Origin of the sequence: Allomuricauda sp. F6463D (assembly GCF_023015965.1) — a bacterium.
In the GTDB taxonomy this organism is placed as follows: domain Bacteria; phylum Bacteroidota; class Bacteroidia; order Flavobacteriales; family Flavobacteriaceae; genus Flagellimonas.
Genome location: NZ_JALKAN010000002.1, coordinates 1,160,977 through 1,173,846, shown reverse-complemented (window position 1 = coordinate 1,173,846; position 12,870 = coordinate 1,160,977). Strand labels below are relative to the sequence as shown.

The window sequence follows — 12,870 nt, the reverse complement described above, 5'->3', positions numbered from 1 at the left end:
TTTCCTTTTATTTTTGCAGTGGTTTGTTATAAGTTAAATCCTAGCCCAAAACTAATCACGGAGGTTTTGATTGTATTATCTCGCTCTATCAATCCGTAACTATATCTCAAGTTCAACTCCAATTGATCGGTAAGATCAAAACCTAGGCCACCATTCAGACCAAAATCAAATCTATCAAAATTGGAATACGTCGTCTTTTCCCCCTCCCATGAAGGTTCGAAAGAAACTTTCTTTGCAACTATTGTTCTTTTCAGTGCATATCCTGGCTGTATACCAACTTCAAGAAAAAAGGATTCAATCAATTCAAACCTAAAGTTAATGGGCAATAAAATCACTAACTCATTTACCTTGTTTACAACTTCACCTTCTTCTCCATATAAGAATTCGCTATAAATTTCATTTAAAGTTGTTCCTTGATTTGCAAGTAGTAATTCAGGCCTTATACTTGTCTTATCTGAAATTCTGACATTAAAAAACCCACCAATATAATAGCCGATTTTTCCTTGAAAGTCCTGAACTTTTTCTCCATAGTATTCCACATCTGGTCTAAATTGAGAATAATTGGTTCCTGCCTTAATACCAAAGGTATTATCCAATTGTGCTGATGCGGTAATACAAATTAATAGTGCAATGAGTAGGTTAATTTTTTTCATTCCTTGATATTAAATTAGCTATACTTTTTAAGTGACAGGTAAGCACAACTTATTCTGTTTTGACGGGGAAAGTAACAAGTTTGGCAAGGAAATTATGCCGCAAATTGACGGATGCCCTTTCTCAATTGACGGACAAATGAAAATCACCTATATAATAGGTGTAAATATTAGATTGGTATGGTAAAACAAGAATCCTATAATAAAAAAGGGCAAGCTAATAAGCAGTAAGATGCTCACCCTAAGCAACAAATGAAGTATATACTTTGCAAAAACAGAAGAGGCTGTCTAAAAAATATTGAAATACGTCATTCTGAACTAGTTTCAGAATCCCATCATATTGATAACTAAATCATTATGAGAACCTGAAACTAGTTCATGTTGACGAAAACCGACATTTTAGACAGCCTCTTTTTTATTGAATCAATCGTTATCTTCTGGCAAAGGTGAAATCATAATATGAGCTCTGTGGGTTCCGGGGTTCATGATCCATGGATGGTTAGAACCAATAGGGTTTTCAGGAAGCCCAGTAGACGCTGCCGTAGCAAATGGTAAATAAACTACATACCGGTACTTTGCTCCTTGTACTTTAGAAGTTTCGGGGTTGTACAGATCACTCTCCCCGAAATAAATATGTAGCGTAGACCCTGGTTTTCCCATATCCAGTTGGCCCGATTTTGCTTCTTCTTCCCTAATATCAAAAATTTCGGGTCCTGTTTTTCCTTCGGCCCGCAGTTCCCTACCCCGTGCCATAAAAGGTTCCAAGCTTTTATGATAGCAAGCTGCATTGAATCCAGATTTTTTAGGATCATCCGCGAGCACTATAAATTCGTTATCTCCTTCACGAAGTGTCACAAACTCACCTGCCATATTGTACCCTATGACTTTACATCCATCCCGGCTTGCCTCCGGAGCGGCCAATAATGACGCTGCAATCAGGGTTTCATCTGAATCAATAGGAACGTAGTTTACATTTACTTGATCGGTTGTGGTATCCTCTACTGTTTCTGAAATAGCGGTTTCTTCTGTGACTTTTTTGTTTTCGCCTGTATTCTTGCAGGAAATCAAAACTCCTGTTAAGGCAATTACTGTGATAAATTGTTTCATGGTATAGTAATTTAGTTATCGAAAATAGGGAAGCTAGCGAGCAGAATCTAAATTTAACCTCTGGTTTGTGCTACAAGAACCTATTTAGTACAGTAGTAAGATAAGAATTTTTAGGACAAGGGTTTGTTGGAGTTACACTTATCGGTCTTGTATATGGCTCGTAGCGTGCAAATTATAGAATTATTTTCTGTTTAAGCACAAGCCAGATTTTTAAATTTTACTATTTATTTTTTTTATTGGAAATCGTCAAATTTAAAAATTTAGCGACTTTCCAAATATGCCTTAACTTCGATTAATCAGATGATTATCAATGAGCTATGCACGTTGCTGTGTGCAATAATTTCATTCCATTTTTTCAATTATTTCGTCCCAATAACGAACAAGTTTGAATGTTTCTTCTGCTTTTTTAATGTCGTAGTGAAAGTTAATATAATTATTTAATTCACAGTTTAAGAAACCTTCTCCATTAGTCAATTGGTCAGATAAAATATCATAAATTTTATCATCATCTTCTCCTAATCCAGGAAGAACTATTGCAAATCTGTATTTGTCTGAACTTGTCTTTAAATCAAATATAATTAGAAAGGCTCTTAAGTCTCTTGGCTTCGTAATAATATTTACTCCAAGTTTATCATCTGGGAAATCATAATTAATCCAAAATGGCGGTTTTATAATTTCCTTTTCGGGATTATCTAATTGCTTGCGAACAATTTGCATATTCTTGCTGAACAAAAAGATATAACCAAGTTTCTCAAATGCTTTTAAATAAGCAATCTTCAGCAATGAAATTTTTAAAATGTTTTCGTTTAAAGGTTCTGGTTTAGGAAAACTAAAAGACAGCTTTTTTTGCCATCCAATATTCTTTAAATCCGTTGCAAATATTGGGTTGTGATAAGTTTGTGTTGCGCTATCAAAAAATCTTTTGGATGTTTTCGGATTGTTATTTTTACTATCAACATTTATTATGAACTCACCATCTTCATCAATTTTAATTTTAGCATTAACACCTTTATTTCCGGTATGTTCATTCGTAAAGTTTGTCTTAAATTCCGAATTAGGTTTAAATGAATATGCATCAGAAGTTTTTAAAGCATTTGCTAATTCCACATCAATGCTATGACCAGATTTAGAATTACATTTTTTACAAGTTAAAATTGTCCCTTTTCCGCCAAGTGATTTCGGTGGATTATGTTCAAGAGTTAGTGTTTTATCGTGTAAATGCTTTTTAGTAAAATGGTTTGTACAAAGTGGACAATAATAACCATAATCTTTATCGTAAGTATTTTTTAGTTTGGTGTTATCGATAATAGATTGAAAATTATCAGAGTAGATTTTGAAAATAAATTCTCTTTTTTCTCTATTGTTCATTTATTGTCGATGTTTGGTTTTATTGCATACAACGTTTAAGATATGATTCGTTTTTAAATGAATTATATCGACCGATAAGTGAAGTTAGCATTTTTCTCGTTTAAATTCCACCGACAATTGATGAATGGTGCTTTTGAGTTGGCAGATAAAAGATAATCTAAGTCCCAGCCTCTTCCCTAATCAATTCCGCTTCAAAAAGAGCGGTAAAATGATTTAGTAATTTTTCTTTCACTGCTGACACATCCACTTCCTTTTGTCCAAGTTCCACATTCAGGGAAGTAACCGCCTTGTCTTTGATACCACAGGGAATCATCATGTCAAAATAGCCTAGATCAGTGTTTACGTTTAAGGCAAAACCATGCATGGTCACCCAACGGCTGGCACGCACGCCCATAGCGCATATTTTACGGGCAAATGGAGTGCCCACATCCAACCAAACCCCGGTTTCACCTTTTGAGCGCTCCCCTTTTATGCCATATTCGGCTAAAGTGAGAATCACCATTTCTTCTAAAAAACGAAGGTATTTGTGTATGTCCGTAAAAAAATTGTCTAAATCTAAAATGGGATAGCCCACCACCTGTCCGGGACCATGATAGGTAATATCCCCTCCTCGGTTGATTTTATAAAAAGTAGCCCCTTTTTCCGCAAGTTTTTGTTCATCCACCAACAAATTGTTGATGTCCCCACTTTTACCCAAAGTGTACACATGCGGGTGCTCCACGAACAAAAAATGGTTTGGGGTCTCAAGGCCGGCATTCTCCCGTCGGTTGCGCACCTTAATGTCCACAATGTTTTTAAAGAGTGCCTCTTGATAATCCCAAGTTTCCTTGTAGTCTTTTAATCCCAACTCTTGTATGGCGACTTTCTTGTTCATCCCACAAAAATACAAAATAGGAAGTCTAGTCCTCTAACTCCACTTCAATCAAAAAAGCTTCAGGATCTTTTAAAACATCAAGAAAATTAACTTTATAAATCAACGTTTTACCGTCCATTGAAAAGGTAGCTTCCTCCAAATTTGTTTCTTTTATTCGTCTTGGAAAGTGGTATTTAAATGTATAATTGGAAGAGCCGAGAAACATCTCTGCACTTTGCAAACTATCCTTGCTTCTCTCAAACATCTCTTGATCAACAATTTTAGCTACACGTCTGAATTTGTTGTCATTAAACTCATAGGATACTTTTGTCGCCTCATTTTCAGCTCCGTTTGGCATGGGTTTGGAGCCAGCACTAGGCCCAACCGCCGCTGCACTTTGAAAAGTATTAAAGGCATTGTTCATTTCTGATATATCTTCAAAATCAGCAAACATATCAAAAAGCATCAACTCTTCAGCTTCGTTCATTTGCATCCGAAGACTAAAGGGCTCCAAACGTTTTAAATTTTCTTGTTCTTTAGCAGAAAGCATGGAAATACTATCTCTTTTCTCTACCAGCATTTCCTTGAAAACTAACGTGGAGTCTATCACCTCATTGGTTCTTGTAGAATCTGCTGGTAACATTCCAAACATTTCATTACCGTCAAAACTAATATTTAGCCTACCGGTACCATCTTCGTTAAAGTAAATTTCTTCCGTAAAATTACATGAACAGACTAGGGCAACAACCATTGCCATAAAAAAGATTTGGGTTCTTTTCATAAAAAAAATCAGTTAGTTTTGTTTAATATGACCAAGGCCCCAATAACCCCGGGAACCCATCCACAAAGGGTCAAAAGTAATACAATAAGGAATGACCCACAACCTTTCCCGATTACGGAAAGCGGAGGAAAAAATATGGCAAGCAATACTCTCCAAATACTCATGAATATATATTTTGATTGATGTACTATATTAGTAGTCAATTTATAGATTTTGTTACACGATTAATAGGCCATTGGGATAAAAAGTAGTTACATCTGAAATGTTTTATTGATCTCTCATCACCAAAACACATACAATAAACTGGCTCAAGGCAAGGATTTAAAGCGCAAAAGTGTAATTTTGCGCTTTAAATTTTTTATAGACTATGCAACTATCGGAACAAGAAATCGTTCGAAGGGAAAAATTGACCAAATTAAAGGAAATGGGTATCAATCCATATCCAGCAGCATTATATCCTGTTGATGCCACTTCCAAGAGCATCAAGAATGATTTTGAAGAGGGAAAGAAAGTCGTGATTTCCGGTAGGTTGATGTCGCGAAGAATCCAAGGAAAAGCCTCATTTGCCGAACTACAAGACAGCGAAGGACGTATCCAAGTCTATTTTAATCGAGACGAAATCTGTTCTGGTGATGACAAAACTTTGTACAATGATGTATACAAAAAATTATTGGATATAGGCGATATTATTGGTGTTGAGGGCGAGCTTTTTACTACCCAAGTGGGTGAAAAAACCGTGATGGTAAAAAACTTCACACTGTTGAGCAAAAGCTTAAGACCATTACCATTACCAAAGGTAAACGATGAAGGAAAAGTGTACGATGCCTTCAACGACCCCGAGCAAAGGTACCGTCAGCGTTATGTAGATTTGGTGGTAAATCCTCATGTTAAGGACACCTTTATAAAACGAACAAAAATCACCACCAGCATACGGGAGTTCTACAATCAAAAAGGGTATTTGGAAGTAGAGACCCCTATTTTACAACCCATTCCGGGAGGAGCTGCTGCACGACCATTTTTAACGCACCATAATGCACTCAACATTCCATTGTACCTGAGAATTGCCAACGAATTGTATTTAAAAAGATTGATCGTTGGAGGTTTTGATGGGGTGTATGAATTTGCTAAAGATTTCCGTAACGAAGGTATGGATCGTACCCACAATCCAGAGTTTACCGTAATGGAACTCTATGTGGCATACAAAGACTACAATTGGATGATGGATACCACCGAAGAACTATTGGAAAAAGTGGCCGTTGACGCCACTGGCAGTTCCAAGGTTACCGTAGGTGACCATGAAATTGAATTTAAAGCACCTTACCCAAGAGTTCCCATTTTGGAAGCCATAAAAATTCACACAGGTTATGATGTGGCTGGAATGGAAGAAGATGAACTCCGCGAAGTGGCCAAAAAATTGGACATTGAAGTGGATGAAACCATGGGCGTCGGTAAATTGATCGACGAGATTTTTGGCGAAAAATGTGAGCACTTTTACATTCAGCCTACATTTATCATTGATTATCCAAAGGAAATGAGTCCGTTGACCAAAGAACACAGAACAAACCCTAGACTTACGGAGCGTTTTGAACTCATGGTAAACGGCAAAGAATTGGCCAATGCCTATTCCGAGCTTAACGACCCGATTGATCAACGCGAGCGATTTGAAGATCAGCTCAAGCTATCCGAAAAAGGAGACGATGAGGCCATGTTCATAGACCAAGATTTTTTGCGTGCATTGGAGTATGGAATGCCCCCTACATCTGGAATAGGAATCGGAATAGATCGTTTGGTAATGTTAATGACGAATAACTCATCCATTCAAGAAGTACTGTTTTTCCCGCAAATGCGACCAGAGAAAAAGCAGGTAGAACTTACTGACGAGGAAAAAGTTGTATTGGATATCCTTAAACCACAAGGAGAAATGGCTTTGGCCGACCTAAAAAGCAAAACTGGTCTAAGCAATAAAAAATGGGACAAGAGCATTAAAAGTTTAACCAAGCACGGACTTGTTAAAGTAGAAAAAACCGAGGATTCGCTTAATGTGAAGTATACAGGTTAAACTGTAAAAATTACGAAAATACAGAAGCACGCCCCCTGAATTTGAAAATAAATTCAGGGGGCGTCGTTTTTAAAAAAAGTATTATCTTCCCCCAGTTTTCCTCCTAATCTGAGGAAAATTTCCAGCAGCTATCCCCAATAATCTTACTAAAACCTATTTAAATGAAAAGAATGAAATTAGCATTCCTTTTTGTGCTGTTGGTATCGTTTATTGGTCGAGCACAAGAGGTAACAGGAACCGTTTATGATGATCAAAATGTGCCTTTGCCCGGAGCATCGGTTCTTTTAAAAGGCTCCACTATTGGGGTAATCACAGACTTTGATGGAAACTACAGTATCGAAGCCAAAAATGGCGACATTTTGGTATTTTCCTACGTAGGCTTCAACACACAAGAAGCAACCGTAACCGGAAACAATTTAAATGTAACACTACAAGCAGGTATGGAACTGGAAAATGTAGTGGTTGTCGGTTCTAGAAATCCAAATAGAACAGCAACGGAAAGTACTGTTCCAGTGGATGTCATTGACATAAAGGAACTAAACAACGTTGCCCCACAAGTAAATTTAAATCAGATATTAAATTACGTAGCTCCTTCGTTTACTTCCAACACGCAAACCATTTCGGATGGAACAGACCACGTGGATCCCGCCTCTTTAAGAGGGCTTGGGCCAGACCAAGTGTTGGTATTGATCAATGGTAAACGTAGGCATACCTCCTCTTTGGTCAACGTGAACGGTACATTTGGACGAGGCAGTGTGGGCACCGATTTAAACGCAATTCCCGCAGCGGCAATAAAGCGCATTGAAGTGCTTAGGGATGGTGCAGCGGCCCAATATGGCTCTGATGCCATTGCCGGTGTTATCAATATTGTTTTGAATACTACTGTAAATGAGTTGACTGCAACCGTTACAAGCGGTGCCAACTTTTCCAAAAATGCAAACCAGCAAACCGGTGGCATTGATGGTGAAACAACAAACTTTGCAGCCAGTTATGGTTTGCCTCTTGGTGAAAATGGCGGGTATATCACCTTCTCAGGTGATTTTGACGTTCGCCAAGACTATAATCGCATGAAAGAATGGGAAGGCAATGTCTTTAATCTTTACAATACCGTTGAACGTTTTGCAGGTGCTGATGGTTATGATCTGGCCAATTTATTGGACGACGATGTTACTGATGTAATCCAGTATGCAAATCAGGCCAATATTAACTTGAATGGGGCCATGACCAAAGCAGAACTTCAACCTATCCTATCTGCAGATAATACCGAAGCGGAATTGGCTGCAAGAGGGCTCAAAAGAAGCGATTTTAATATGCGCGTAGGCCAATCTGCCTTGCGCGGCGGTAGATTCTTCACCAACTTTTCCTTACCCTTGGATGATAAGGGTACTGAGATATACTCTTTTGCGGGTATTAGCTCAAGAACAGGAAATTCTGCTGGATTCTATAGACTTCCCAGTGAAAACAGAACATTCACCCCAGCCTATATAAATGGCTTTTTACCTGAAATCAATTCTGCTATCAGAGATCATTCTTTATCCGCAGGCATAAAAGGTATGGTTGGTGATTGGAATGTGGATTTTAGCAATACCTACGGGAAAAACGCCTTCTTATACACTATAGGGAATACCTTCAACGCATCCTTGCAAAGTTCTTCTCCCACTATTTTTGATGCAGGGGGATTTTCTTTTAGTCAAAACACCACCAACTTAGACGTCAATCAATTTTTTGATGATGTAATGTCAGGTTTAAACGTGGCGTTTGGAGCGGAATATAGAGTTGAAAACTATAATATTGAAGCGGGTGAAGAGGCATCCTACGCACAATACACTGCAGATGGACAGGTCATAACCATAGCCTCACAAGAACCTTCCCGAGATTTCTTTGGAGACCCAAGACCAAAAGGGTCCCAAGTTTTTCCTGGTTTTAGTCCAGATAACGAACTCTCTAGAGCTAGAAGTAGTGTTGCAGGGTATTTTGATGTAGAAGCTGATTTCTCAGAAAGATTTTTGGCAAGTTTTGCCACTAGATTTGAAGATTATAGCGATTTTGGATCCACCATTAATTTTAAATTGGCTACCCGTTACAAAATTACAGACAATATAAATATTCGTGCTGCTGGAAACACAGGGTTCCGAGCTCCTTCGTTACATCAAATCAATTTTAATTCCACATCAACAATTTTTGACCAGAATGGAAACCCACAAGAAGTTGGTACCTTTGCGAATGATAGTAGGGCCGCAAAACTTTTGGGCATACCACAACTTAAAGAAGAAACATCCAGCAGTGTAAGTTTAGGGTTTACAGCCAAAATTCCAGATGCCAACCTAACCTTTACGGTAGATGGCTATTTTGTTAAAATCAATGATAGGGTAGTTTATACAGGTCAATTTGAAGCAAGTCCAGATACTGATGATAATGGTGATGTAATTGAAGATCTAAATGGGAATCCTGTTTTTTCTGGAGCTCAATTAGAACTAAATAATCTTCTTAGGCAAGCAGGTGCTACCGCAGCATCTTTCTTTGCCAATGCCATTGACACCGAATCCAAAGGGTTGGATGTGGTTATTACGCATAAGGCACAGCTTAGTGATAAGTGGAATTTAAAATCTGATTTGGCTGGTACTTTTTCAAAAACACAGCAAGTGGGCGACATAAATGCCTCAGAAGTTTTGGAAAATGCAGGGTTGGTAGATACTTATTTTCCAGAAGATAGTAGGGTGTACTTGGAAGAGGCTGTTCCTAGAACTAAGATAAACCTATCCAATAGCTTAACATCGGACAAGTTAATTGTCTTTGTAAGAAATGTATACTTTGGAGAAGTTACAGAAGCTACTACCAATATAGATAGACAACAAGTATTCGGCACCCAATTGGTTACCGATTTATCTATTGGTTATAAAGCCACTCCTTCACTTACCTTCACCGTTGGAGCGAACAACTTGCTCGACATTTATCCCGATAGGGCAGCCGAAACTTTGGCTGATGGTGGAAATAACCGAAGTGACGGACGTTTTGATTGGTCCAGAAGGGCGCAACAATTCGGTATTGGCGGTAGGTTTCTCTTTGGAAGAATCAGCCTTACTTTAAAGTAAGTAATCCCATTTTTTCACAATCATATTATATAAGCCCCATTTTTTGGGGCTTTTTCTTTTCTGGACATATTGCACCCACGCAATTATGGATTTCTGATTACAAGTTGAGTACTTATATTTTTATGTTTTAACAAAAAAGCATAGCTTAGAACCCCAATGGAGCTAAGCAAAAAAATTGGGCTGATCTTGGGGCCGGTCGCCTTTCTTATTTTAAACCTATTGCCTTTTGAATTGATATCGGAAAAAGGCGACCCCGTAATTTCAATAGCTGCTTGGATGCTGATCTGGTGGATTACTGAAGCGGTATCCATATCGGTAACCGCATTACTTCCCTTACTGCTACTCCCTATTTTAAAAGTATTACCAATTGCAGAGGTCGGTGCCAACTATGGCAGCCCCATTGTTTTCCTTTTCTTTGGAGGATTTGTGATGGCTTTGGCCTTGGAGAAAGTAAACCTCCACCGTCGCATTGCGCTCAATATTATCAGGCTTACAGGTACTACTCCCAACAAAGTTATTTTAGGGTTTATGATTGCCACTGCCACCTTGAGCATGTGGATCAGTAACACAGCGAGTACGGTGGTTATGCTTCCCATTGCCATTTCAGTTATTAATCTATTGATCGATGATGAAGATGGTTTTACAAAAAGTGACCAAAATTTTGCTTTAAGTGTGATGCTCGGTATTGCTTTTTCAGCAAATGCAGGAGGTATAGCCACAGTAATAGGTACACCCCCAAACTCTGTATTGATTGGATTGCTCGAAAACGAATACAATACCGAAATATCTTTTTTAAAATGGATGACCATCGGGTTGCCATTTTCTATCATCATGATTGCCATCAGTTATTTAGTATTGGTAAAATTGATGTTTCCTAACCGCGATTTAAAATTCAACGCTTCAAAAGACGTGATCTATGCCGAGCTTAAAAAGTTGGGGACAACGACGGGCAAGGAAAAAATGGTCTTGGTCATTTTTGGCGTAACTGTTTTTCTATGGATCTTCAGGACACTGATCAATAGTATTTTTCCAAATTTGGGAATAACGGATACTATGATCAGTATTTTTGCTGCCGTAGCACTTTTTGCCATCCCTTACAATATTAAAAAAGCAGATTTTATAATCACATGGAAAGATACCTCCAAACTGGCTTGGGGAATTTTAATCCTATTTGGTGGAGGGCTTGCATTGGCCCAAGGAATGTCAACCAGTGGAATTGTTGATCTGGTCGCCACCGGAATTGCCCAAAGTGACATAAGTATTTTGTTCACGGCGGCATTATTGATTTTCTTAATGCTGTTTATGACGGAATTGATGAGCAACGTAGCCCTAGTTGCTGTTTTGGCTCCAGTTGTGGCCGGTATAGCGATTGGGCTTGATATCCCAATGCTTCATTTACTGATTCCAGTTACCATTGCTAGTAGCTGTGCCTTTATGTTGCCTATGGCCACCCCGCCGAATGCCATTGTATTTGCTAGCGGCTATGTAAAAATTCCACAAATGGCGCGAGTTGGCGTTTTGCTGAACCTTATTGCTGTGGCATTGCTTATACTTATGTTTCAGTTTGTGATTCCACTACTGTTCTAAAACTAAAAATGCCCTTCTGGGCAGAAGAGCATTTTTACAAACTAACTAACTCAAAAAAATGTAAAAACTAACTTAAACTAACATTACGCTATCTTAAAAAGATACTCGTAACTCTTTGTTAGGCATAAAGTTAAAACCCTTTTTTGTGAAATTTATTGTAATTAATTTTTTATTAACGACCTATACCATTTTCGCTGAAACTCCTTTTTCCACTAAAAGGTTAAGAATGTTGAACTTCTTAAGCGCAATATGAGGATTGTTTGAATTATCTATATCTAAATAATCATTTCATTAAGAATCCCATTCCTTCGAAAACCTGTGTTATATTTTTGTTAACCAGCATCTTATAAGATATATTTAACAAAAACCCCTCGGTTGAGGGGTTTTTTAGCTAACTCAAATAAGTTGTAAAATGAAAAACACTTTACTGAATTGACCCAGAATAGGGGTCAAAATTTTCGGGTAGATACTTGGAAGTATCAAAACCCAATTCCAAATTATCTTCTTCCATATAATTGATAGAAGTAATAGCAATTACATCGGTATAAGGATTAAAATCTTCAGGCAATAAATAATCACTGTCCAAGCCTAATTCGAGTTCAATCTTTTCCTCTACAAAAGGAATTGATCTTAAATCTACGTAAGCCTCATATGGAGAAAAGTTTTCAGGCAGATAGTCCTTAGTATCAAAACCTAGATCCATATCTTTTTCTTCCATGTAATTGATTGAGTGCACGTCCACTACTTGGGTATAAGCGTTAAAATGCTCCGGCAAGTACTTATGGGTATCAAAACCTAACACTGGATCAACTTTATTTTCGAGATATAGTATGGAATTCAAATCAAAATAGCTTTTGTAAGGATCAAAATCCTCGGGAAGGTAATCAGCGGTATCAAAACCTAAATCCGTTACCGGCTCTTCCTCTAAATAAGCTACTTCGTTCAAATTCAACTGATAATTCTCCATCTCCAAAGTTGAATCGTAGAATTCGGCATTGATGTTCAATGCAGTCAAATTGTTTTCTATGCTACCAAGAGTCTCAATTTGCATTTCCACAACCTGGGCATTTTGTTGGTCGTTCGCTATGGCGGTACTACTTAATAATACACTTCCATAAATTAATAATAACTTGTTCATTTTTTGATTGAATTTTGTGATTGATGTTATGCTTATAAGACTACACAGAAACCAAAACGTTACACTCTTTAAGATATTTTCACAAAAACCAAACACTCTCTGAAGGTAGATACACAGGGGGACACAGCTCAAACCATTAGTAAAACGCAGGACTCCCAAAGGTTGGGCAATTCCGTTAAAAAAATAACCGTTAATATATTTTTAACAATTAATTCAATCAATTTTTAGGTTCTTT

The 12,870-nt window shown here is 37.8% G+C and carries 10 protein-coding genes; 3 read left to right on the top strand and 7 right to left on the bottom strand.

Annotated elements, in window-relative coordinates; translation table 11 throughout:
* Positions 1-26 precede the first annotated feature (26 nt).
* The 6 genes from MWU56_RS13620 to MWU56_RS13595 form a co-directional block, all read right to left on the bottom strand.
* Positions 27-653 carry a porin family protein gene (locus MWU56_RS13620; RefSeq protein ID WP_247045189.1) on the bottom strand — a complete coding sequence of 209 codons (627 nt, stop codon included), beginning with the start codon at positions 651-653 and terminating at the stop codon, positions 27-29.
* 420 nt (positions 654-1,073) lie between these two features.
* A complete protein-coding gene (locus MWU56_RS13615; protein ID WP_247045187.1) occupies positions 1,074-1,757 on the bottom strand; it encodes a hypothetical protein in 684 nt (227 codons plus the stop codon).
* Between the two features lie 342 nt (positions 1,758-2,099).
* On the bottom strand, positions 2,100-3,125 hold the full coding sequence (locus MWU56_RS13610; protein ID WP_247045185.1) for an HNH endonuclease: 1,026 nt from the start codon (positions 3,123-3,125) through the stop codon (positions 2,100-2,102).
* Between the two features lie 157 nt (positions 3,126-3,282).
* Positions 3,283-3,999 (bottom strand): lipoyl(octanoyl) transferase LipB, encoded by a 717-nt coding sequence (lipB, locus tag MWU56_RS13605; RefSeq protein WP_247045182.1) that lies wholly within the window; start codon positions 3,997-3,999, stop codon positions 3,283-3,285.
* Between the two features lie 25 nt (positions 4,000-4,024).
* Positions 4,025-4,759, bottom strand: a complete 735-nt coding sequence (locus tag MWU56_RS13600) for a hypothetical protein (protein WP_247045180.1) — start codon at positions 4,757-4,759, stop codon at positions 4,025-4,027.
* Between the two features lie 8 nt (positions 4,760-4,767).
* On the bottom strand, positions 4,768-4,923 hold the full coding sequence (locus MWU56_RS13595; protein ID WP_247045178.1) for a YqaE/Pmp3 family membrane protein: 156 nt from the start codon (positions 4,921-4,923) through the stop codon (positions 4,768-4,770).
* A 203-nt stretch (positions 4,924-5,126) separates the two neighbouring features.
* On the opposite strand from MWU56_RS13595, the gene lysS reads away from it, so the two are divergent.
* The 3 genes from lysS to MWU56_RS13580 all read left to right on the top strand — a co-directional run bounded on the left by lysS (position 5,127) and on the right by MWU56_RS13580 (position 11,497).
* The gene (gene lysS, locus MWU56_RS13590; RefSeq protein ID WP_247045176.1) at positions 5,127-6,818 is read left to right on the top strand and encodes a lysine--tRNA ligase; all 1,692 of its coding nucleotides are present in this window, start codon (positions 5,127-5,129) and stop codon (positions 6,816-6,818) included.
* A 161-nt stretch (positions 6,819-6,979) separates the two neighbouring features.
* On the top strand, positions 6,980-9,910 hold the full coding sequence (locus MWU56_RS13585; RefSeq protein ID WP_247045174.1) for a TonB-dependent receptor: 2,931 nt from the start codon (positions 6,980-6,982) through the stop codon (positions 9,908-9,910).
* Positions 9,911-10,066: 156 nt separating this feature from the next.
* Positions 10,067-11,497: an SLC13 family permease gene (locus MWU56_RS13580; RefSeq protein ID WP_247045172.1), complete on the top strand. Its 1,431-nt coding sequence runs from the start codon at positions 10,067-10,069 to the stop codon at positions 11,495-11,497.
* 424 nt (positions 11,498-11,921) lie between these two features.
* On the opposite strand, the gene MWU56_RS13575 is transcribed toward MWU56_RS13580, so the two are convergent.
* Positions 11,922-12,635, bottom strand: a complete 714-nt coding sequence (locus tag MWU56_RS13575) for a hypothetical protein (protein ID WP_247045169.1) — start codon at positions 12,633-12,635, stop codon at positions 11,922-11,924.
* Positions 12,636-12,870: the final 235 nt, after the last annotated feature.

Excerpts from the sequence above, each read along its gene's own strand:
- MWU56_RS13620 (WP_247045189.1), bottom strand. The coding sequence starts at position 653 with ATGAAAAAAATTAACCTACTCATTGCACTATTAATTTGTATTACCGCA.
- MWU56_RS13615 (WP_247045187.1), bottom strand. The coding sequence starts at position 1,757 with ATGAAACAATTTATCACAGTAATTGCCTTAACAGGAGTTTTGATTTCC.
- MWU56_RS13610 (WP_247045185.1), bottom strand. The coding sequence starts at position 3,125 with ATGAACAATAGAGAAAAAAGAGAATTTATTTTCAAAATCTACTCTGAT.
- lipB (WP_247045182.1), bottom strand. The coding sequence starts at position 3,999 with ATGAACAAGAAAGTCGCCATACAAGAGTTGGGATTAAAAGACTACAAG.
- MWU56_RS13600 (WP_247045180.1), bottom strand. The coding sequence starts at position 4,759 with ATGAAAAGAACCCAAATCTTTTTTATGGCAATGGTTGTTGCCCTAGTC.
- MWU56_RS13595 (WP_247045178.1), bottom strand. The coding sequence starts at position 4,923 with ATGAGTATTTGGAGAGTATTGCTTGCCATATTTTTTCCTCCGCTTTCC.
- lysS (WP_247045176.1), top strand. The coding sequence starts at position 5,127 with ATGCAACTATCGGAACAAGAAATCGTTCGAAGGGAAAAATTGACCAAA.
- MWU56_RS13585 (WP_247045174.1), top strand. The coding sequence starts at position 6,980 with ATGAAAAGAATGAAATTAGCATTCCTTTTTGTGCTGTTGGTATCGTTT.
- MWU56_RS13580 (WP_247045172.1), top strand. The coding sequence starts at position 10,067 with ATGGAGCTAAGCAAAAAAATTGGGCTGATCTTGGGGCCGGTCGCCTTT.
- MWU56_RS13575 (WP_247045169.1), bottom strand. The coding sequence starts at position 12,635 with ATGAACAAGTTATTATTAATTTATGGAAGTGTATTATTAAGTAGTACC.